Annotated in this window: 23 protein-coding genes; 8 read left to right on the top strand and 15 right to left on the bottom strand. The window is 32.5% G+C overall.

What is annotated here, in order from left to right; translation table 11 throughout:
* Positions 1–6: 6 nt before the first annotated feature.
* From V6246_RS07890 to V6246_RS07845, 10 genes are read right to left on the bottom strand one after another with little or no spacing between them, the layout of a single operon-like run.
* Positions 7–618: a flavin reductase family protein gene (locus V6246_RS07890; protein ID WP_341559923.1), complete on the bottom strand. Its 612-nt coding sequence runs from the start codon at positions 616–618 to the stop codon at positions 7–9.
* Entirely contained in the window at positions 619–1929 is a 1311-nt protein-coding gene (locus V6246_RS07885; protein WP_042502673.1) for an ABC1 kinase family protein, read from the bottom strand.
* Positions 1926–2585 carry a TetR family transcriptional regulator C-terminal domain-containing protein gene (locus V6246_RS07880; RefSeq protein ID WP_133967253.1) on the bottom strand — a complete coding sequence of 220 codons (660 nt, stop codon included), beginning with the start codon at positions 2583–2585 and terminating at the stop codon, positions 1926–1928. Before V6246_RS07880 ends, V6246_RS07885 begins: the two co-directional genes overlap by 4 nt.
* A gap of 11 nt (positions 2586–2596) precedes the next feature.
* Positions 2597–3070 (bottom strand): TspO/MBR family protein, encoded by a 474-nt coding sequence (locus tag V6246_RS07875; RefSeq protein WP_341559922.1) that lies wholly within the window; start codon positions 3068–3070, stop codon positions 2597–2599.
* Entirely contained in the window at positions 3060–3755 is a 696-nt protein-coding gene (locus V6246_RS07870; RefSeq protein WP_341559921.1) for a lycopene cyclase domain-containing protein, read from the bottom strand. The genes V6246_RS07875 and V6246_RS07870 overlap by 11 nt, the downstream gene beginning before the upstream one ends.
* Positions 3755–4210: a sterol desaturase family protein gene (locus tag V6246_RS07865; RefSeq protein ID WP_341559920.1), complete on the bottom strand. Its 456-nt coding sequence runs from the start codon at positions 4208–4210 to the stop codon at positions 3755–3757. Before V6246_RS07865 ends, V6246_RS07870 begins: the two co-directional genes overlap by 1 nt.
* Entirely contained in the window at positions 4207–4635 is a 429-nt protein-coding gene (locus V6246_RS07860; protein ID WP_341559919.1) for a hypothetical protein, read from the bottom strand. The genes V6246_RS07865 and V6246_RS07860 overlap by 4 nt, the downstream gene beginning before the upstream one ends.
* On the bottom strand, positions 4635–5477 hold the full coding sequence (locus tag V6246_RS07855) for a phytoene/squalene synthase family protein (RefSeq protein ID WP_341559918.1): 843 nt from the start codon (positions 5475–5477) through the stop codon (positions 4635–4637). The genes V6246_RS07860 and V6246_RS07855 overlap by 1 nt, the downstream gene beginning before the upstream one ends.
* An 11-nt stretch (positions 5478–5488) precedes the next feature.
* Positions 5489–6955: a phytoene desaturase family protein gene (locus V6246_RS07850; protein ID WP_341559917.1), complete on the bottom strand. Its 1467-nt coding sequence runs from the start codon at positions 6953–6955 to the stop codon at positions 5489–5491.
* Between the two features lie 46 nt (positions 6956–7001).
* The gene (locus V6246_RS07845) at positions 7002–7895 is read right to left on the bottom strand and encodes a MerR family transcriptional regulator (protein WP_341559916.1); all 894 of its coding nucleotides are present in this window, start codon (positions 7893–7895) and stop codon (positions 7002–7004) included.
* A gap of 104 nt (positions 7896–7999) precedes the next feature.
* Between V6246_RS07845 and V6246_RS07840 the strand changes: the two genes are divergently transcribed.
* Positions 8000–8944: a GSCFA domain-containing protein gene (locus V6246_RS07840; protein WP_341559915.1), complete on the top strand. Its 945-nt coding sequence runs from the start codon at positions 8000–8002 to the stop codon at positions 8942–8944.
* Positions 8945–9364: 420 nt separating this feature from the next.
* Positions 9365–9979, top strand: a complete 615-nt coding sequence (locus V6246_RS07835) for a DUF4230 domain-containing protein (protein WP_341559914.1) — start codon at positions 9365–9367, stop codon at positions 9977–9979.
* Here the strand turns inward: V6246_RS07835 and V6246_RS07830 are convergent.
* A complete protein-coding gene (locus tag V6246_RS07830; RefSeq protein WP_341559913.1) occupies positions 9974–10279 on the bottom strand; it encodes a rhodanese-like domain-containing protein in 306 nt (101 codons plus the stop codon). The two genes, V6246_RS07835 and V6246_RS07830, sit on opposite strands and share 6 nt — an antisense overlap.
* Before the next feature lie 103 nt (positions 10280–10382).
* Here V6246_RS07830 and V6246_RS07825 point away from each other — a divergent pair, with 103 nt between their 5' ends.
* Positions 10383–11132: an enoyl-CoA hydratase/isomerase family protein gene (locus V6246_RS07825; protein WP_341559912.1), complete on the top strand. Its 750-nt coding sequence runs from the start codon at positions 10383–10385 to the stop codon at positions 11130–11132.
* 2 nt (positions 11133–11134) lie between these two features.
* Here V6246_RS07825 and V6246_RS07820 read toward each other — a convergent pair whose 3' ends face one another.
* The gene (locus V6246_RS07820) at positions 11135–12895 is read right to left on the bottom strand and encodes an aromatic amino acid hydroxylase (protein WP_341559911.1); all 1761 of its coding nucleotides are present in this window, start codon (positions 12893–12895) and stop codon (positions 11135–11137) included.
* Between the two features lie 174 nt (positions 12896–13069).
* Between V6246_RS07820 and V6246_RS07815 the strand changes: the two genes are divergently transcribed.
* Complete coding sequence (locus tag V6246_RS07815) at positions 13070–13690, top strand: hypothetical protein (RefSeq protein ID WP_341559910.1); 621 nt, start codon at positions 13070–13072, stop codon at positions 13688–13690.
* 62 nt (positions 13691–13752) lie between these two features.
* Here the strand turns inward: V6246_RS07815 and V6246_RS07810 are convergent, their stop codons facing one another.
* On the bottom strand, positions 13753–14310 hold the full coding sequence (locus V6246_RS07810; RefSeq protein ID WP_341559909.1) for a DUF4136 domain-containing protein: 558 nt from the start codon (positions 14308–14310) through the stop codon (positions 13753–13755).
* 135 nt (positions 14311–14445) lie between these two features.
* Entirely contained in the window at positions 14446–14610 is a 165-nt protein-coding gene (locus tag V6246_RS07805; protein WP_341559908.1) for a DUF5522 domain-containing protein, read from the bottom strand.
* Between the two features lie 166 nt (positions 14611–14776).
* On the opposite strand from V6246_RS07805, the gene V6246_RS07800 reads away from it, so the two are divergent.
* From V6246_RS07800 to hemL, 4 genes are read left to right on the top strand one after another with little or no spacing between them, the layout of a single operon-like run.
* Positions 14777–15016 (top strand): hypothetical protein, encoded by a 240-nt coding sequence (locus V6246_RS07800; protein WP_317164211.1) that lies wholly within the window; start codon positions 14777–14779, stop codon positions 15014–15016.
* 4 nt (positions 15017–15020) lie between these two features.
* Positions 15021–15944: a 1-aminocyclopropane-1-carboxylate deaminase/D-cysteine desulfhydrase gene (locus V6246_RS07795; protein WP_341559907.1), complete on the top strand. Its 924-nt coding sequence runs from the start codon at positions 15021–15023 to the stop codon at positions 15942–15944.
* Complete coding sequence (locus V6246_RS07790; RefSeq protein ID WP_074937195.1) at positions 15941–16780, top strand: glucosaminidase domain-containing protein; 840 nt, start codon at positions 15941–15943, stop codon at positions 16778–16780. Before V6246_RS07795 ends, V6246_RS07790 begins: the two co-directional genes overlap by 4 nt.
* Positions 16781–16785: 5 nt before the next feature.
* The gene (hemL, locus tag V6246_RS07785) at positions 16786–18072 is read left to right on the top strand and encodes a glutamate-1-semialdehyde 2,1-aminomutase (protein WP_341559906.1); all 1287 of its coding nucleotides are present in this window, start codon (positions 16786–16788) and stop codon (positions 18070–18072) included.
* Between the two features lie 120 nt (positions 18073–18192).
* Here hemL and V6246_RS07780 read toward each other — a convergent pair whose 3' ends face one another.
* A complete protein-coding gene (locus tag V6246_RS07780; RefSeq protein WP_341559905.1) occupies positions 18193–19599 on the bottom strand; it encodes a mannosyltransferase in 1407 nt (468 codons plus the stop codon).
* Positions 19600–20575: the final 976 nt, after the last annotated feature.

Here is a 20575-nt window from a genome sequence, read left to right as displayed (position 1 = left end):
AATTATTTATTTAGGTCTTTGGTAGGTTAATCTTTTATTTTTAGTTGGTATGGCGTAAGTGTCTAAGCCATTAATAACAGCTGTGTTAGCTTTCATTAAGTCTGCAAAACCATCATGCTCCACAAGATCATCGTTAATGTATAGATCTGTTATTTCACCTAAAATTAAAATAGTACCATTTGCTTCTATATCTATTTTTTGTAAAAATTTCATACCCATTTTTATTGTCGATTGCTTTACAAAAGGCGCATAAAAATCGTTATTGTATTCCTCCTCTAATCCTGTTTTATTAAACTCTGAAACATCTTTGGGGTATTTAGCCGATGTATGATGAGCATCTTCAACTATAGCTTCGTTAATATGATTAATGGTGTAATAACCTGTTTCTATAATATTATCGTAAGTATGGCGCCTTACCGTAGTTGGTCTCAGTACAAAACCTAAAATAGGTGGTGCAGAACCGTAATGTACTACGGAGCTAAAAACAGCAACATTTGTTATTCCTGATTTAGATTTTGTCGCTATTAAATTTGCAGGTTTATAGCCCGTAATACTGTTAATCAAATTTATTTTATAAATATGATCGAGTTGGTCTATATCGTTACGGCTAAAATACATTTATAAGGTTTTATAATTGTTTATTATAATATGGTTTGGTTGTAAATCGTGCATTAAATTATACAATCCGAAAAATGTTCTATTGATATATATGAAATGTTTCGAGCCACGATTACCATTCATTTTTTTAAGTTCTGTGCTTTGTGCGTATTTAGTGCTTAGCTCTGCTATTTTGTTGAAAAAGGTAGGATTTGAAAAATCGAAAACCTCTTGTTGCAAAGGCGTTGTGAAAAGCGATAGCATTTCGTGAAATAAGGTTTTGAAAAACACAATTTCTTCGGGTGTATCCGTGGGTTTTAAAATTTCTAATTCATATAATTTCGCTTCAAAAAATGCTGGATCTTCAATGTTTTCTTTTTCAGCTAATTCAAAATAAGGCGTGTAAAAAGTTAGCGGCACTTCTTTCATACAACCAAAATCGATAGCGACTAACTCATTTTCTGGCGATACTAAAAAGTTGCCAGGATGCGGATCTGCATGTACTTTTTTTAAGGTATGCATTTGGAACATGTAAAAATCCCATAAAGCCTGACCAAGTTTATTTGAAACCGCAGGATCATTATTCTGTTTTGTGAATTCTGAAATATGAAGTCCGTCCATCCAATCCATTGTTAAGATTTTGTTAGATGAAAATTCTTCGTAATATTTCGGGAATTTTAAATTCGGAATATGTTTACAAGCTTCAGATATTTCAATACTTTGCTGAAGTTCGAGCGTATAGTTTGTTTCTTCTATAAGTTTATTCTCGATTTCTTTAAAATAATCGTCGGTACCTTCACCTTTAATATTGAACATACGTAAGGCAATAGGTTTCACAAGGGCCAAATCTGACGAAATACTATCTGCAACACCTGGGTATTGAATTTTAACGGCAAGTTTTTTGTCTCCTTTTGTGGCCTTGTGAACTTGACCAATACTGGCTGCATTTACAGATTCTGCTGTAAACGTATCGAAAACTTCTGATGGTGTTTTTTTGAAATATTTTTTAAATGTTTTAGCAACTAGTGGCGCTGATAAAGGCGGAACAGAAAATTGCGACAAAGAAAATTTCTCTACATAAGCATTGGGTAAAATGTTTTTCTCCATGCTAAGCATTTGAGCCACTTTTAATGCGGAACCTTTCAGGTTTTTTAAACCATCGTATATATCGGTAGCATTAGCTTCATTTAAGTTATCTTTAGCTTCAGCCTCTGTTTTTACCATTTTTTCACCATAATATTTGGCGTAATTTACGCCAACCTTTAGGCCTGTACTCACTAGTTTAGTGGCACGTTGTATTTTTGATGTCGGTATTTTATCTATTGTTTTCATGTGGACATTGTTTTTTCTTTCCAAAGAAACTTCGCAAAATCTAAAACGCTTTCTAGTGGTTTTATTTCTTTTAAATCGAAACTAACTTGTACCGATTTTTCTATGAAAATATCTGTTTTTTCAAAATTTGGAGATGTGTCTTCTAGCCAAAACTGTATGGTGAATAATAATTGTGCCCAAGCGGTTTCGTTGGCGCCCTTTTTATTTAGAGAATTCAGTGTTTTGTTTTTTAGATCTACGCTATGGGTGTAAATCTCACTTTCTATATATTTAAGAAAAGTTGACCTAAGTTTAGATAATAGCTTCAAGGCTTCTAACTTATTTTTATTTTGTGCTAATTTTAAATAAACATAAGATCTGTTTGCGTTTAGCATTTCGAAAAAGGTGAAATAAAAGCTTAATAACTTATCCTTTGGTGCGTAATGCGTATAATCCTCATTTTCTACTAATAGCGCCAAAGTGTTTTCGCAAAAAAGTGAAAATATATGTTTTTCTAAAACATCAAAATTGCTAAAATATTTATAGAAATCGTTTTCTTCAAAATTGTTAGCATGTGCAAATGCATACACTGTTTTTGGTATGTTCTCGTCTGTCAATAAAGCAGACATGTATAAATCTATTATTTTTTCTGCTGTAATATTTTTTTTTCTAGCCATGAGTTTTTGTTTTAATTGTTAAATACAATGTAGGCGTTTAGACTGGTTGCAATCGTCATCCATATTAAATATGGAGTTATAAATATTGTGTAATACTTTATCGTTTTTATATAGTTGAAGGTGAAATAACCTATTAATAACCATAGTGAAACAATAAAGATTAAAGCGATTAGCGTTTGGTGCTGATTAAAGAATAGGTAATTCCATGATACATTTAAAAACCATTGCAAAGCGTAGAGCTTCATTAAAGGTTTAAAGCCAAAAGGGAAATTAAGGCTTAGTGCTGCCATGTAAATAGCAAAAGTTATCATAACTGTGGTCCAAGCAGCTCCAAAAACCCAGCCTTCTGGCGTCCAAGGTGCTTTGTTTAGCGAGGCGTACCAAGGTGATGTTTGTCCGTTATCCATCAATAGAACACCAACACCAAGTGCTAAAATGTTTATGCACAAAAAAATAGTAAATCTTACTAGTTTGTTATTTTCCATGTGCTTTTTGTTTAAATGAATTAAAAATTAATTGTATTGAAAATAATAAGTTGAAGGCGTAAAAAACATCTTCAAATGGTATCGTAAAAATTCTAAAACCTAAGTTTTCGTTGTCATTATACCATACAACGGGTTCATCTATAAAACTACCTGTTAGTATGCCGTTTACTAAAAGGAAGGGTAATAAAATGATTAAAAAACTTAGGAAGTATCGTTGTAATACTTCCAAATGAAATTTTAAACCATAGATTAATAGCGCTATAAAGAATATGAAATTTAAAGTCGTGTACCATTTTCCGAAATGAAATAACAATAAAACGAATATCAAAATGAGCATTAATCCGCCACTTATTACGGTTGCTGCTTTCGAGAGTTTAAAATTTGGTAAATAATATGCTAAAACTTCGTGTGTAAACAAGCAGGCATAAGGAATGCAAAAGAAAAATAACCATTCTTCTATTGGCATACCTAAAAGTGCAATGGGTAAATGGTAAGAATCGTTAAATCCCCAAATGCCAAATTTTGTAAAAAGCACATCCCAAATTATAAAAGGTATTGCCACTAATAAAATGCTTAAAAAGGCACTTTTAGCGTATTGTATAAAGTGAAATTTTTTTTCAAAAACACTATACAGCAGGGGAATACTTAAACTCCCTAATGTTAATATGAGATATAAGTATGGCATTATTGTACTTTTTTAAAGTATTTTAAAGGAACAAAAAGCATCCCGAAGCACTCACCGTCTGGTTTGTCTAAATGTTTGTGGTGTATTTTATGTGCTTTTCTTAAACCACGCAAGTACCAATTTTGAGTGTTTTTAAACCAACTGAAGCGTCTGTGTATCAATACATCGTGTATTAAAAAATAAGCTAAGCCATATAATAAAATACCCAAGCCGATAAAAAATAAAAAATTAAGCTGTGGGCGAATCCCGAAAAAGAACAACAATATGCTAGGCGTTGCAAAAATGATAAAGAACGCATCGTTTTTTTCGAAAACGTGTGGGTATCCCGGTTGGTGGTGATCTTCGTGTAAAAACCAACCAAACCCATGCATTATATATTTGTGTGTGCACCAAGTAACGCCTTCCATAATTACGAAAGTGATTAGTGTTGTGAGTATAAAGGTTAAAATGATCATAGGGTTGTGTAATTTAGAATGTATGTATCCAAATAATCGCTGTTGTCTTTTATTTTTAAAAGTTCTGATAAAAAATGTTTGTCATTTTCTATATCAGAATTGTAATTTAACATCTTGGGCAATTGTTCTTGTATCACCAAACGCACATATCTTAAATTGGCGTTTTTTGGTTCGTTTGTTATTAATTGCTCAAGCTTAGCTTTTCCTTTGCTAAAGGTGTTAAGTTTTTGCCATGGTAATACTTTATATTCTGCTTGTTTCATTTCTAAAGAAATAACATAGGCCTGAATATCCGCACTATCACTTTTTTTATATTTTTCGATGTATTCTATTTCTTGAGCTTTACTTTTAATATCATGATACTCAACAATATGTTTTGGGGTCGAGTTTTGAAATAAAAAGAGTAAAACACAGAAGTAGTACATTACATTAAATTTAGCTTGTACTTAACGTAGCTTCGTGCTAGTAAGTTTATTTTCATTGGGTTAGAAACTCTAATCCGTGTGTTTATGATTTTTTCTGATGGCGTATTTTTAAGTTTCTTGAGTAATTTTCTATAATACCTATAGGCCATATACACTCCAAACTTGGCTTCAGCAGGTAGGTTTAATATACCCTTTTTATAGGCAAATTCAAAATCAGATTCAATATCTTGAATAATGATGTTTTTTGAAATGGCATCGAGCTGTTTTAGATTTATATTCGGAAAATAAGAACGGTTTAAAACGTTAATATCATCTTTTAAATCTCTTAAGAAATTTACTTTTTGAAATGCAGAGCCTAACCGTTTTGCAGCTTCTTTTAGGTCTTCATATTGTTCATCGTTTCCGTTTACAAAAACCTTTAAACACATAAGGCCAACAACATCGGCAGAACCATAGATGTAAGCTTTGTATTCTTCGTCGGTAGTATATTCCGTTTTGTGTAAATCGGCACGCATACTTTTTAAAAATGCCTGAGTTAAATGATCTGGAATTTTATATTGATTCACCGTATGGATAAAAGCATTCAAAATAGGGTTAAGGCTAATGCCTTGCGCTTTAGATGCGTAATAATCTTCTTCAAATTTATTTAATAGAAGTTCTTTATCATATTCATGAAAAGAGTCTACTATTTCATCAGCAAAACGGACAAAACCATAAATATTATAAATAGCCGATCGTATATTTGGCGAAAGCATTTTTGTAGCTAACGAAAACGAAGTGCTATACTTTTGGGTTACCAACTTACTACAAGAGTAAGAAACCTCGTCAAACAGTTGTTTCATAGTTGTTGTTTCTAGTTATCGTTTTTCAAAATTAAATCAGAAGCTATTTTTCCAGAAATTAATGCTGGAGGAACTCCTGGTCCAGGAACTGTTAGCTGCCCTGTAAAATATAGGTTCTTAACTTTTTTACTTTTTATTTTTGGTCTTAAAAATGCGGTTTGTGTCAAAATATTAGCCAAACCATAAGCGTTTCCTTTATAAGAGTTGTAATCTTTTTTAAAGTCGTTAACACAGAAACTTTCTTTAAATAGAATATGATCTGTAACGTTTTGGCCGGTTAATTTTTCTAACCTTTTTATTATAATGTTGAAATATTTTTCTCTTAATTCTGGTGTATCTTCTAAATCTGGAGCTAACGGAATTAAAAATGTTGCCGCTTCTTGGTGTTCCGGAGCAAAAGTATCATCTGTTATAGACGGAAAACTTGCATAGAATAAAGGTTCTTCTGGCCAACTCGGGTTATCGTAAATGGTTTTAGCATGGGTGTCAAAATCTGTATCAAAAAATAAAGTATGATGACATACATTCTTTAATTTTTTATCTAACCCTACATAAAATAATAAAGACGATGGAGCAAAAACTTTCTTGTCCCAATATTTTTCCGAATATTGACGGTAAGATGGCGGTAATAATGTTTCCGTATGGTGGTAATCTGCACCACTTAAAATTAATGTCGAAGGGATAAACTCGCCATTAACCGTAAGTCCTTTTATGTTTTTAGATGCATCCACCTCGATAGATTGTACGTTAGCATTTGTTTTGAATGAAACGCCTAAGCTTTTTGCTAGTAATTCCATAGCTTCAATTACTTTATGCATGCCACCCTTTGGGTGCCAAGTACCTAAACCAAAATCGGCATAATTCATAAAGTTATAAAAAGCTGGCGTATTACTTGGCTTAGCACCAAGAAATAATACAGGAAATTCTAAGATTTCGATTAATTTAGGGCTTTTTATATCTTTTCTTACCTGAGTTCTTATGCTCGAAAAGAACTGAGTAATTTTACTAATGGTTGTTGGAGTCACCAATTCTAAAGGAGAAACGCCTGGTTTGTACACTAAATCGTTTATAGAAACATCGTAATTAAACTTAGCCGATTTTAAAAACGCTTTTAAGTGTTTAGAGCTTCCTGCTTCTTCGCGCTCAAAAAGTTCGTAAATTTCTTTTAAAGTTCCTGGGATTGTAAGGGCTTCACCATCTTCAAAGTAAGCTTTGTAAGCTGGGCCTAACTTTTCCAATTCATAGTAATCTGATGGCTTTTTGCCAAAATCGGCAAAGAATTTTTCGAATACATCTGGCATCCAATACCAAGTTGGTCCCATGTCGAATGTAAAACCATCTTTTTTTAATTGGCGTGCTCTGCCTCCAATTAATTCGTTTTTTTCTAATACTTCAACGTTGTATCCTGCTTGAGCAAGATAGCACGCCGCCGATAAGGCAGAGAACCCGGATCCGATAATATGTATTTGTTTTTCCATTTTGTTTAACAAATATACAAAATAAGTTAAACAAAAATTAAATTAATTAAACTTCTTTTAAAAGAGGAAGTATATTCGGGAAGAATTTAATGTCCGATTTAAATGCTGATTCATCAAGTTCCTGCAATTTATAACCTGCTGCCAGTAGTTTGTGCTGTGTTTGTGCTAAGTTTTTGTCTAAATCTTTAAAGTATCCTTCTACTAAATCTACACTTGGGCTTACGGTAATGGATGTTATAAAACACATTTTAGAATCGCTATTAATGAATGAATTTAAGTTATCCATTGGTAAGCTTCGTCCTAAGTATATGGTTTTGTATCCTTTTAATAATAATTCGTAGTTAATATAAAGTAAACCAATTTCGTGTATTTCATTTTCTGGTAAAAACAACACATAAGTTGTTGTGTCGCTTAAGTTAGAATAACCCAGTTTTTCGGTTTCAATTAGTATTTTTTGGGTTATTAAATTGGATATAAAGTGTTCGTGTGCAGGTATTAAGGTGTTAGTTTGCCAAAGCAGTCCAATAAAATTTAATAAAGGGATTAAATTTGTTTTTATAACTTCACTAAAGGTGTTTTGTTGAAGTAGTTTGGCATATGTGGTGTTGAATAATACGCTATCAAATTGTATCATGGCGAGTTTAAAAGCTTGGGTAGAATGCTGGTTTAGGGCATTTTTGTTGGCTAGTTCTCTTGCAGTGTGCTGAATAACATCATAAGGCATTTCTGCGATTTTAGAAATCTTATAGTTGTTATCCTTTAGTAATACAATGTTTAAGAGCTTTTTTAAGCTCTCGGTAGTGTAGTATCTTATGTTGGTATCTGTTCGTTTTGGAGCTAATAAGTTGTATCGTTTTTCCCAAATACGAATAGTATGCGCTTTAATTCCTGAAATATTTTCAAGGTCTTTTATCGTAAAGTTGTCTTTAATTTCGTTCAACGTATTTTAGTTTTTGTTAAACAAATGTAAGCTTTTTAAATAAACTAACGACATAGGTTTGTTCATTTATGTTTACTTTTGAAGCATAGAATTATATTATTTATATGAAATTGAAAACCGAAATACCTTTTGTCTCGAATGAAAATGATTTAATAAATTATAATTCTGAAGTGCTTTTGTTTGGGAGTTGTTTTTCTGAAAATATCGGAGAAAAGTTAGAGTATTTCAAATTCAAAAGTCGTCAAAATCCATTTGGAATTCTTTTTCATCCCCAGGCAATTCATAATTTAATTGAAAGCGCTATTCAACATAAAATATACACAGAAAGTGATGTGTTTTTTCATAATGAACAATGGCATTGTTTCGATGCGCATTCAAAATTAAGTCATTCATCTAAAACTGATTTAATAAACCAACTTAATACACGGGTAACAGCTACCGAAAATTATATAAAAAATGCCACGCACATCATTATTACGCTAGGCACAGCTTGGGTTTATAATTTTATTGAAACCGATAAAGTAGTTGCTAATTGCCATAAAGTTCCTCAAAAACAATTCAAAAAAGTGTTATTGTCTGTAGACGAAATTTCGAATACACTTAGAAATATTTTAACGCAAATTAAATCGGTAAACTATAACGCAACAGTAATTTTTACGGTATCGCCAGTAAGGCATTTAAAAGATGGTTTTATTGAAAACTCGCAAAGTAAAGCGCATTTGTTAGCGGCTATTCATGCTGTAGTATCAAATAAATCTTATTATTTTCCTTCCTATGAAATTATGATGGATGAACTGAGAGATTATCGTTTTTATGCGGAAGATATGATTCACCCGAGCACAACAGCAATCAACTATATTTGGGAGAAGTTTCAAAAGGTTTGGTTGTCTCCAGATGCTTCAAAAATAATGAATAAGGTAGATGTTGTTCAAAAAGGGATGAAACATAAACCTTTTAATCCTAGTTCCGAAGCTCATTTAAAATTTTTAAAACAGTTAGAAATTAAAAAAGAGCAGCTTCAAAATCAGTTTGTACATATGGTTTTTTAGTTTATCATTCACTTATTTACGTAGTCTAGGTTTAACATCCTTCCGTAATTATTTTTTTAGAACCTAAAAGGGTACTGTTTGTCGGGAAACTGGTTTGCTTTTAAACTTATTTAAATAACGTTTTGTCGAAAAATTACCACAAATAAAGATGATTCAGTTAATTTTAGATTGCTATTAATCAGTTCATTTAGAAACACCATTCTTGCAGATTTTTTATAATTTTTGCAGATGGTGTTTTTTATTTCTATGCTTTTCAGAATAGTGAATTATGTTTTTATTAATTTAAAATACTGTTAACCTTAATGTAACACCAGTGAAACGGTAGTTGTCTATATTTGTACTGTTAGCAATTGCTAACATAAATTACATTAGTTAGGCTTCATATGTCGAAGTAAACTGATGTTTTTTTATTTTAGCCATATGCGAAAAATTCTATTTGGTGTTGTTATTACTTTAGTTGTGTTATTCACCTTTAAATATTGTGGTGAAAAACAAAAAGATAAAATAGTGCTTAAAGAGAGCTCGGCACTTATACAAGAGCAAATAAAAAATGTTGGAAAACTAATAGTAACCGAAGGGCATTTTAGTGAGGTATTTAATTACAAAAACTCTAAAGACATTTTCGGAGCCTACTTAACTTCAGAAAAAAAGGCACTCGTAGTTGTTAATGCCGATGTTACTATTGCCTACGATTTAAGTAAAATTGAATTTCAGGTCGATGAGGCTACTAAAACATTAACTATTATTAGTATTCCAAAAGAAGAAATCAAAATTAGTCCAGATTTTGAATACTACGATATACAAGCCGATTTTTTAAACCCCTTCGAAGCTAAAGATTATAATGATATTAAAGCTATTGTAAAAAAATCTTTAGACAAAAAAATAGAAAAATCAGATTTAAAGAGTAATGCGCAAAACCGTTTAATAAGCGAGCTTTCTAAATTCTATATTTTAACCAATTCTTTGGGCTGGACACTGCAATATAACAGCACGCCAATTACCAAAACAGAAGAACTACTTAATCTAAAATTATAGTTTCCCCTGTAGGCTTTTCCAGCCGCCACCATTAGTAGCTTCTATGTTGTTTGTTTTTAAAATTTTTGCAGCATTTGCAGAGCGTCCGCCGCTTGCACAACATGTAATAACGGGCTTGTTAAGCTTTTTTATGTAATCTATTTTAGTGTTTATAGTTTGTAACGGTATGTTTTTAGAGCCTGCAATAGCGCCTTGTTGGTATTCGCCAGGTGTGCGCACATCAATAATTATCGCACCTTTTTCTTTAAACTCGGTTATAGCGTTGTTTTTGTTTCCGAAAAGAAAATTTAATAGTCCCATTTTTTATAATTTTAAGCAAATATGGTTATGTTTTATTAAAAGAATGTAACTGCTGTTACTTAATAATTTTATGTATATTCAAATCTTAATTTATTAAATAAACATGGAGCCATACGTTACGTTAAATATAGAGAATAAAGTTGGATATGTGGAGTTTTATCATCCCAATAGAAATTCTATGCCAAGCGATATTTTAGATTTACTGGCGCAAACTATTAAAGGTGCTGGTGAAAATGATGATGTAAATGTAATTGTTTTAAAAAGTGGAGGCGATAGAACATTTTGTGCAGGAGCAAGTTTTAATGAAATAATAGCGATTGAAGATGAAGAAACAGGTTTTTTGTTTTTCTCTGGTTTTGCAAAAGTAATTAACGCCATGCGAAAATGTCCAAAGCTTATTATTGGCAGAGTACAAGGTAAAAGTGTTGGTGGAGGTGTTGGTTTGGCAGCAGCAACCGATTATTGTTTAGCAACCCAATATGCTTCTATTAAATTAAGTGAATTAAGTATTGGTATTGGTCCATTTGTGATCGAGCCTGCTGTTTCTAGAAAAATTGGCAAGAATGCCATGTCGCAAATGACTATAGATGCGGAAACGTTTTTTTCTTCGGAATTTGCAAAAGAAAAAGGCTTGTTTTCTGAAGTATTTGAAACCGTAGAAGAACTCGATAATGCTGTTAAAGTGTTGGTAGCTAAGTTAGCAAGTTATAACCAAGAAGCAGTAAGGGAAATGAAAAAAGTGATGTGGGTCGGTACCGATCACTGGGACGATTTACTAAGCGAACGCGCTAAAATTAGCGGGAAGTTAGTGCTTAGTGAGTTCACGAAAAACACATTAAAACGCTTCCGTTAAGTTTAAGCGAGCTGTTTAGTTGTTCTAACAATTTCTAATCCGTCGTCAATTAATTGCCCAACGTTTGGTCGGTTTTGTTTTACGGTTTCTAAGTGTTTAACAATACTGTTGCAAAGCTTGGTTTCGTTTTCAATAGAAGCCAATTCAAAAATTTCTATAGCTAGAAGCCAATCTGTCGGGTGGTTTTCCATAAGTTCTTCTAGTACTTTTGTTCTCGAAATGGTTTTGTTTTTTCCTTCACGATAGTCTCTAATTTGTTGATAGAGATTTTCGAGTTCTAATCGTTTTTTAGATTTTTTAATATGAATAGTTTTAGATGAAGGTTTATGTGTTATTAAATCAAAACTATTTAAATCGGCAGGACCAGAAAAAGCAGACACAACCGTTTTACCCACGGCCATATGATAAATGCCAAATTCTGGTTTAAATAATGTAGTATCTAAGTGCGTTACAGTACAATTGTTAAAACTGATAAGAATTATTTTACCTTGAAGATTGCGCTTGCCGGTAATAATTTCTCCAGAAACGGTTACGCCACCTTCAAATTCTAGTGTGGTTACTTTTTCTTCATATATATTGTAGGCGCTTAAATCACGCGGACTCATATCTTCAATGGCAATGTTTATACCTTTTAATTTTCCGATAGGTGAACCAAAACCGTTAGTATGATTTTTGGTGCCGTGACCAACCAATTCTTGTTCTCGGTAAGCTAAAGCTGTTTTGCCTTTAGTTTGTATGTAAATTACTTGTCCGTCACTATCTTTTACTTCAGAGAAAACGCCTGAAATTTGAAGTCCTGTACTCAGTTCTATAGATCCTAAAGCTTCAGATTCAATAAGCTTTTTCACACCCAAAAGACCACCTTTTCTAACAGACATGGTATTGGCAAATTCTTCTAAAATTAAACTTAAATGCGCAAAATTAGGCGTTACAAAAAGTTGAGGCTGTGGTTTTGTAATATCAAAATCTTGATAAGTTGCGTTGATTGTGTACGGTAATTTTTTTACTTTATCGGTAATGCACCATGCGCTTTCCCCAATAGAAGATAGTAAGCCGGCTCCATAAATCTTGGGGTTTTCAATGCTGCCAATTAATCCATATTCTACTGTCCACCAATGTAAATTTCGTATTAAAGACATTTCGCTTGGTGTACCCATATTTTGCTGTAGGTATTCTACTTTTTTTTCTGCGGAAGCAATAGCGTCTTCGTTAGCATTCGATGCTTCTTTTATAATAGATAAGTGTCTAACGGCTTCGTAGAGTTCGTAATCTTTAGCTGAAGAAATGGCTTTACAACCAATTTCTCCAAAACGTCGTAAATATTCGGCATATTCTGGGTTTGCAATAATAGGGGCGTGGCCCGCGCCTTCGTGAATAATGTCGGGAGCTGGAGTATATTCAATATGTTCTAATTGCCTAATGTCGCTGGCAATAACCAAAACATTATAAGCTTGAAATTCCATAAAGGCATTTGGCGGAATAAACCCATCTACGGCTACGGCTGCCCAACCGATATCTTTTAAAATACGATTCATGCCATACATGTTGGGTATGCTATCAATAGAGATTCCTGTAAGTTTTAGTCCGTCTAAATACGATTTGTGTGCTACCGTTTTTAAGAAACTAACATTTTTACGCATCACATAGCGCCAAACCGCCTGATCTATTGCCGAGTAATCGGTATAGTTTTGCGGTTTTATAAATTGCTTTAAATGTTTAGGTAAACGATTTAAAATAGCGTTTGGTTCTATTGATGTATCCATAAATATAAACGGTTTTACTTATGTAAAAATACGAATTATTCATTGATGTAGTGTTTTGTTTCATTTATTTTGATTGTGCAGGGCTTAATAATGGTCTTCTTTCATTTCTACTATGGATATTGGTGTTAAACTAATAATAGTTTTATTTTCGCTCAAATTTATAAACCAACCTATATGAAATTTATTAAACTACTTTGTGTATTTGTCTTTGTTTTATCTTTTTTTAATTGTGCGTCACGTTATAGAGTAATTGAGCCAAATAACTTAAACTACGTATCTAAAGCTGAAACGGAAGGAGTAACATTAGAATATAAATACGATTTACTAGATAAAAAATACTCTAAGAAAGAAGATAAAAAAGGTATACGATTGGTAGCTGTAAAAATTTCTAATAATTCTGAAAGAGATTTAGTTTTCGGAAGAGATTTAAACTTGGTTTATGCAAACGGAAATGAAATTTATGTTTTAGATAAAGAGAAAACTTTCAAAACTTTAAAACAAAGCCCAGCAACACATTTATTTTATTTATTATTAACTCCAGTTAATTTTTACACAACTAAAACAAACGAGTATGGGTTGCAAGAAACAACGAGTTCAACGCCTGTAGGATTAATTTTAGGACCTGGTTTAGCAGCAGGAAACTTAATAGCAGCAAGTTCTGCTAATAAAAAATTTAAAACTGAATTAGAAATTTTTGATATAAAGGGGTCAACAATAAAGCAAGGCGAAGTCAAATACGGGTTAGTAGGTATTGATTCTCAATCTTATGATGCTTTAAAACTTAGTTTGCAATAGGAATTGAAAAGTGAGATATAAAAAAAAGGCGATTCTAATTTTAGAATCGCCTTTTTTTATAATTATTTATTCGCTTCCGGAGGATATTTCATCATAATTTCCGAAACAAATTCTTTAATGCGCTCATCTTTCTTTTCCATCTTTTGGGTTAAATAACCGCTACCCATACCTTGCCAAACTAATTCTTTTTTCTTGGCATCGATTAAATCAATAAATAAAACACCTTGTGTAGATGTTGATACGCTTGGTTGATTAAAACCCCAGCCCCATCCAGGACCAAAGCCACCGTAACCGCCCCAACCCCAGGCGCCTCTACCCCAAGAGTTATTGTAAACGTCAACACGTTGGTTGGCTTTTGTAAATAAGCTAATTAATAAATCTGGATCTTCAGATTTTGTAAAGCCTTTTGCAATAAGTTCGGCTTCAATAGCTCGTAAAATACGTCGTTTATCTAAATCGCTAATTTCAGCTTTATCAATACCTGTTTTAAAAAAGGCAAATGTTTTGTAGTTATTAAAGTCAGCGTCTTTGTCATAATCGGCAGCAACTTTAACCGAACTACACGAAGTTACCACGATCAACAAGGCTAAAAGCGGTAATGTTTTTAAAAATGTTTTCATAAGGAAGCGTTTTTTTTGGTTTTTATTTTCAATGTACAACTTTTAGTTATTTCATTGATTTTAAGTTGGTTTTGTGTTTTTTTAAAGCATCAATAATCATACCAATATATTGTTTTTTAATCTGCTGTAATTATTTTAACGTTTACTATTCTTGGTTTTCTCGTTAAATCCATAAGGGCAATGGCGGCATCCGCTTTCGCAACAATATTCTCGTTTTAGTAAGTATTGCTCTGTAAAACAACGGTAACCTTCCGGTGTCCAGTAAAAATCGCCATCTTCAATTGGGATAATTTTTTTCATAGATTACAAAGATAACGTAAAATCAAATTATTTATTTCTGAAAACTTTTATATCTTGGATTGGTTTTTGTTTCCTCTATAATATGGTTTTCATTTCTAAATATTTAGTTCCAAAAGGGTATTCTGGTATTACCTTATATCCATTCGTGTTTTTGAAAACTAAAAAAATGAAGCATGATACTGTGTTACTTAATCACGAAAAAATTCATTTAAAGCAACAACTAGAGCTGCTTATTCTTCCTTTCTATATATGGTATGTTTTAGAGTTTGTGCTTCGTTTTATTCAATATAGAAATTGGCATACGGCTTATAAAAATATTTCCTTTGAAAAAGAAGCTTATCTAAACGAAGGGGATTTACATTATTTGAATGAACGCCGGTTTTGGAGATTTTTAAAGTATCTTTGAGACCATGATTTTTCAACTGGAAAATAGCGTAAATCAAAGGGTGAAGTTGCCTGATAATAGTACTGTAGAGCTTTATTTAAAGCGAGAAGATGCTATTCACGATTTTGTTTCAGGAAATAAATACCGAAAGCTTAAATATAATATTCTTGAAGCTCAGGGTTTAGGTTGTAAAACGCTGCTTACTTTTGGTGGAGCTTATTCTAATCATATTGCAGCTGTAGCTTCGGCGGGTCAAATTTATGGACTTAAAACTATTGGTGTTATTCGTGGTGAGGAGCTAATTGATAAAATTGATAGCAATGCGACTTTAAGCTATGCTAAGGCATGTGGTATGCAGTTTAAGTTTGTATCGCGTGAAGCTTATAGAAATAAAACGTCTACAGATTTTATAAATAGCTTAAAAGAAGAATTTAAAGAATTCTACAATATTCCGGAAGGAGGTACAAATACTTTAGCTGTAAAAGGTTGTGAGGAAATTTTAACCGCTGAAGACGCTAGTTTCGATTATATCTGTTGTGCTGCTGGAACTGGAGGAACAATCTCAGGACTTATCAATGCTTCAAAATCAAATCAACAAATTTTGGGTTTTCCGGCTTTAAAAGGCGACTTTTTACAAGAAGATATTAGTAAATTTGCAACCAAAACAAATTGGGAATTAATTCTAAAGTATCATTTTGGTGGTTATGCTAAAATAAATTCAGAATTGGTCAGTTTTATTAACCGGTTTAAGTTAGAAAATAACATTGCACTCGATCCTGTTTATACGGGTAAAATGCTCTATGGTATTTTCGATTTAATTGAAAAAGGAAAATTCCCGAAAGGTTCAAAAATATTAGCGATACATACTGGAGGTTTACAAGGTATTAAAGGAATGAACGTTAATTTGAGAAAGAAAAATTTACCATTAATTGAATTAGAGAAAGAATGAAGAAGTTTTTAATGTTGCTATGTGTTGTAGCTGTGTGTTTTAGTTGTAAATCTAAAAAAACAGTAGTTACTAAAAAGAAGAAGACTAAAACCGAGCGTGTTGTAAAAAACAATGAAAAGGAAGCGGTTAGAACAACATCTGGTAATACAGTTTCCACTACAACATATGCAAATGCTACAGACGAATATATAGCAACTTATGCACGAGTTGCTGTTGACGAAATGGAACGTTATAATATACCAGCAAGTATTACTTTAGCGCAAGGTATATTAGAATCGGCCTCAGGAAATGGACGTCTTGCTAAAGAAGCCAATAATCATTTTGGTATAAAATGCCATACTTGGGATGGAGATAGAATTTATCATGATGATGATGCCGCACAAGAATGTTTTAGAAAATATGACGATGCTAGCAATTCTTTCCGTGATCACTCATTATTTTTATCAGAACGTAGTCGTTATGCTGGTTTATTCAAATTGAAAAAAAACGATTACAAAGGTTGGGCTAAGGGCTTAAAAGCTGCGGGTTATGCAACCGATCCTAAATATCCTGCTAAATTAATTAGTTTAATCGAACGTTATAATTTGGATAAATATGATAGTAGAAAAGCTTCTTCAAATTTAAAAGAAAGAAATAAAATTGAAGTGAACGCAAAAACTAATGTGGTTAGTATTCGCGAGGTTCCAAAACAAGTAACGCATGTTGTTGTAAAGGGAGATACCTTATATTATATATCCAAAATGCATAATATTAGCGTTGAAGAGTTAAAAACACTAAATGATCTAGAAGATAATAACATAAAAATAGGACAAATTTTAACAGTGAGTCCAAAATAATATATATGATTTATAAACGAAGTAGCGCCTTGTTTGCTGAGGCAGAAAAAGTAATTCCTGGAGGTGTAAACTCTCCGGTTAGAGCGTTTAATGGTGTTGGTGGAACGCCAATTTTTGTAAAAGAAGCAAAAGGAGCTTATTTATATGATGAAGATGGCAACCGATTAATAGACTATATTAATTCTTGGGGCCCTATGATTTTAGGGCACGCCCACGAACCTGTTGTAAATGCGGTAATCGAAAAGGCTAAAAAAGGCACATCTTTCGGGATGCCTACCGAAATAGAAACACAAATTGCAGAATTAGCGGTTTCTATGGTGCCAAATATTGATAAAATTAGGTTTGTAAATTCTGGTACCGAAGCTTGTATGAGTGCAGTGCGTTTAGCACGTGGCTTTACAGGGAAAGATAAAATTATAAAATTCGCGGGATGTTATCATGGACATTCCGATTCATTTTTAATTCAAGCTGGAAGTGGAGCAAGTACTTTTGGTACGCCTAATAGTCCTGGGGTTACAAAAGGTACGGCAAAAGACACCTTATTGGCTACTTATAATGATATCGAAAATGTTAAAGCATTAGTAGAAGCGAATAAAAATGAAATTGCTTGTGTTATTATAGAACCTGTAGCTGGTAATATGGGGTGTATACCTCCAACAAAAGGTTTTTTAGAAGCTTTAAGAACGGTTTGTACTGCAAACAATATCCTTTTAATTTTTGATGAAGTCATGACGGGCTTCCGTTTAGCTAAAGGTGGTGCTCAAGAATTATATAATATCAAGGCAGATATTGCATGTTTTGGTAAAGTAATAGGAGGTGGTTTACCTGTAGGGGCTTTTGCTGCTCGAAACGAAATCATGAATTACCTAGCGCCAATAGGTCCCGTTTATCAAGCAGGAACATTAAGCGGAAACCCGTTGGCTATGGCTGCAGGTTTAGCAATGTTAACTGAGTTGAACAACAAGCCTGAAATTTTCACAAGTTTAGCAGAGAAAACAGCTTACTTGCATACGGGTATCGCTAAGGTTTTAACTGAAAATAATATCACGCACACCATTAATAGAGTAGGATCTATGATTTCTATTCATTTTGATGACGCTGAGGTTGTCGATTTTAATTCAGCAGCAAAAGGAAACAACGATATTTTTAAAGCGTTTTTTCACGGTTTACTAAATGCAGGTGTTTACATTGCGCCAAGTGCTTTCGAAACTTGGTTTATTACAGATGCCTTAAGTTACGAAGATTTAGATTTTACTATTGCAGCAATAAATACTGTTGCTAAAACATTATAAGGAATAAATTAAAACAAGTATTTAGCTTGTTCAACATACTATATCGGTCATCATGAAAATGGTGATCGATATTTTTTTTATTCAAAAATCAGAATCAAAACATACAATAAAGACAGCTTCTTAAGTTGCTTTAAGTTTTTTAATGTCCTTCTTCAGGAATACTTCCCAAATAAAAACAGCGTACACAACAATATATTCTATAGCTATTACCCATAAATTTTCCGATTTATCAGCTTTGTCAATATTTACATAAGCCAAATAGCTCAGTATAATTACAAAACTCCATACTAACGGAAACTTATATTTAGTAAAAACGCTCAAAATTAAAAGGGTTGCAACATACCAAGGGTGTATAGTAGTTGCTGTAAAGTAATAAAAAGATAAAACAAGCAACATAGCCGAAATTAACTCAACCATAGTTTTGTTCTTCCTAAAAAAAGTAACAATCAAAATAAATAGAATAACCAAAACAGGAGTCACCTTTCCTATAGTACCAATTTCATTATAACCTCTAAACGTATATCCAATTTCACGAGCTATATAGTAGAGACTTGCGTTAAATTCAAAGTTCTGAAACCACAAGCCAACCGTTTTGGCATAGTTTCTAAAAAACGCTTCAGATAAAAAGGGCGAGAATAATAAGAGCGTAGTAATTAAAACAATACTGTAAAATCCAGTCAGCTTCCAAAAACCGCTGAGCCAATTTGGTTTTTTTATAGCACCATCATCAGTATTCAATAAAAACCATTTAAAAAACAATGGTAAAAATATTAAAGGAATCAACTTAACACTAATCGATAAAGCCAAAATTATGGCAGCAAATTGCCATCTTCCACAATGCAGTAAATACAAACTCCATACTAAAAAGAAAATCATCACACCCTCAAAGTGTAAATTCCCGGTAAGTTCAATAATTATAAACGGATTTAAAATATACCAGAAAATATTATAAACAGGAATATTGAGTCGTTTCAGTAATTTGCTGCCATAAAAAAACGTTCCGAAATCTGCTGCTATAATAAGGAACTTAAAAACAGCCACTGAACCTAGAATGCTTTTTCCTGAAAAAAGGGCAGCAATAAAAAAACAAAGTTGATTAATCGGTGGGTAATTTGTAAAATGGCTACCATTAAGTACTCCCATTCCCGCATACAAAGCCTCGGCTTGCGCCACAGGTAATTGTCCTGAGTTTATAAACGATTCAGGAGTAAAGAGATACGGGTTAAAACCAGCTAAAATCATCCGTCCATCCCAAATAAAACGATAAAAATCTTGAGATAAGTTCGGTATAGCTAAAATAAAAATCACCCTAAATCCAAAAGCCAAGTAAGTTAAAAGCCTAATGTTGTCTTTAAAAACAGATACCAAACGGTAAAACAACGCAAACAAGGCAACATAGAGTCCAATAAGCTTAACATAATCGGTCCGTACCAAACTATAAGCAAAAGCCCAATAGAGTAAAACAGAGAAAAGGGCAAGGAGCAACGACTGCTTATTAAGTTTTAAAAAAGTCGAATTCATAAACATGCGGTAAATATATTAAACCTAGTCATTATATATAGATATATTTCTTTTAGAATAATTTGGGCGTTACTCTTGCTGCACCCTTAGTCGTGCATCAAGAGTCGGGCTTTCACTACTCGCTTTTTTGTGTTGCATAGGTGCAACCACACAAAAAGAGCTCAAACATGCCGTTCAATCCCTAACGCAGAGCTGGGCCGTTAAGCTTGTTTTCTTCAAAAGTGAATTTTAAATCTGTTGAGGTATCTAGTCTTTAATAATGTTGCAATATATAAGGAACATGAATTTTAAAGTTGATAGAGTATAAGATCCTTAAAAAAGGATATCTATATAGTAGTAAGTTTTACTGCAAAATATATGTATAACATATTATAGAAGAAGAAAAATAAATAGATTGTATTTGTTTTCTCTATCACATAAGAGGATTTTATTGCTTAAAGCATAAAAAATGAAATAAAACTCAAGTTTAATTGAATAGAAGTAACAAAATATACAAGTAAGGATTACAGCAAATGGCGCTATATTAATGGAGATGTAAAGTGTTATCCAGCTAAATATATAAATCACAGTAAAATCTAATAAAAAAGAAGTGTTGTAAAATATTAAAAATCAATTAATTAAAATACTTTCGAATAATAATCAAAAATACTTCGTTAAAAAGGTTGTCAGAACCAAAAAGGAATCTATATTTGCACCCCGCTAAAAAAGGTAAAACTTTAAACGGGTAACGTTCATAAACAGGTTGATTGATTAAGATTTTAAAGGCGGTAAAAAACTTTTAAAAAAAGAGTCAAAAAAACATTGTGAGTTTCAGAAAAGGTTGTAAGTTTGCAGCCGCTAAAAACGGCAACGTAGTTAGCTAGAAAGTTCATAAGTATATTGTTTGGTAATTATGTTAGAGAGGTATTAAATCTTTTTAAAATAAAAGTTAAATAATTATTGTGAGAGTTAAAAAAGGGTTTTATATTTGCACCCGCTTAGC

It is taken from the genome of Algibacter sp. TI.3.09, from assembly GCF_038154905.1.
Classification (GTDB): Bacteria; Bacteroidota; Bacteroidia; order Flavobacteriales; family Flavobacteriaceae; genus Algibacter.
The sequence above is the reverse complement of the archived record's forward strand: the minus strand, read 5'-3'. Positions and strand labels throughout refer to the sequence as shown.

Excerpts from the sequence above, each read along its gene's own strand:
- V6246_RS07840 (WP_341559915.1), top strand. The coding sequence starts at position 8,000 with ATGAAATTGAAAACCGAAATACCTTTTGTCTCGAATGAAAATGATTTA.
- V6246_RS07810 (WP_341559909.1), bottom strand. The coding sequence starts at position 14,310 with ATGAAAACATTTTTAAAAACATTACCGCTTTTAGCCTTGTTGATCGTG.
- V6246_RS07820 (WP_341559911.1), bottom strand. The coding sequence starts at position 12,895 with ATGGATACATCAATAGAACCAAACGCTATTTTAAATCGTTTACCTAAA.
- V6246_RS07805 (WP_341559908.1), bottom strand. The coding sequence starts at position 14,610 with ATGAAAAAAATTATCCCAATTGAAGATGGCGATTTTTACTGGACACCG.
- V6246_RS07815 (WP_341559910.1), top strand. The coding sequence starts at position 13,070 with ATGAAATTTATTAAACTACTTTGTGTATTTGTCTTTGTTTTATCTTTT.
- V6246_RS07890 (WP_341559923.1), bottom strand. The coding sequence starts at position 618 with ATGTATTTTAGCCGTAACGATATAGACCAACTCGATCATATTTATAAA.
- V6246_RS07790 (WP_074937195.1), top strand. The coding sequence starts at position 15,941 with ATGAAGAAGTTTTTAATGTTGCTATGTGTTGTAGCTGTGTGTTTTAGT.
- V6246_RS07870 (WP_341559921.1), bottom strand. The coding sequence starts at position 3,755 with ATGCCATACTTATATCTCATATTAACATTAGGGAGTTTAAGTATTCCC.
- V6246_RS07780 (WP_341559905.1), bottom strand. The coding sequence starts at position 19,599 with ATGTTTATGAATTCGACTTTTTTAAAACTTAATAAGCAGTCGTTGCTC.
- V6246_RS07850 (WP_341559917.1), bottom strand. The coding sequence starts at position 6,955 with ATGGAAAAACAAATACATATTATCGGATCCGGGTTCTCTGCCTTATCG.
- V6246_RS07855 (WP_341559918.1), bottom strand. The coding sequence starts at position 5,477 with ATGAAACAACTGTTTGACGAGGTTTCTTACTCTTGTAGTAAGTTGGTA.
- V6246_RS07835 (WP_341559914.1), top strand. The coding sequence starts at position 9,365 with ATGCGAAAAATTCTATTTGGTGTTGTTATTACTTTAGTTGTGTTATTC.
- V6246_RS07860 (WP_341559919.1), bottom strand. The coding sequence starts at position 4,635 with ATGTACTACTTCTGTGTTTTACTCTTTTTATTTCAAAACTCGACCCCA.
- V6246_RS07825 (WP_341559912.1), top strand. The coding sequence starts at position 10,383 with ATGGAGCCATACGTTACGTTAAATATAGAGAATAAAGTTGGATATGTG.
- V6246_RS07880 (WP_133967253.1), bottom strand. The coding sequence starts at position 2,585 with ATGGCTAGAAAAAAAAATATTACAGCAGAAAAAATAATAGATTTATAC.
- V6246_RS07885 (WP_042502673.1), bottom strand. The coding sequence starts at position 1,929 with ATGAAAACAATAGATAAAATACCGACATCAAAAATACAACGTGCCACT.
- V6246_RS07830 (WP_341559913.1), bottom strand. The coding sequence starts at position 10,279 with ATGGGACTATTAAATTTTCTTTTCGGAAACAAAAACAACGCTATAACC.
- V6246_RS07800 (WP_317164211.1), top strand. The coding sequence starts at position 14,777 with ATGAAGCATGATACTGTGTTACTTAATCACGAAAAAATTCATTTAAAG.
- V6246_RS07865 (WP_341559920.1), bottom strand. The coding sequence starts at position 4,210 with ATGATCATTTTAACCTTTATACTCACAACACTAATCACTTTCGTAATT.
- V6246_RS07795 (WP_341559907.1), top strand. The coding sequence starts at position 15,021 with ATGATTTTTCAACTGGAAAATAGCGTAAATCAAAGGGTGAAGTTGCCT.
- hemL (WP_341559906.1), top strand. The coding sequence starts at position 16,786 with ATGATTTATAAACGAAGTAGCGCCTTGTTTGCTGAGGCAGAAAAAGTA.
- V6246_RS07875 (WP_341559922.1), bottom strand. The coding sequence starts at position 3,070 with ATGGAAAATAACAAACTAGTAAGATTTACTATTTTTTTGTGCATAAAC.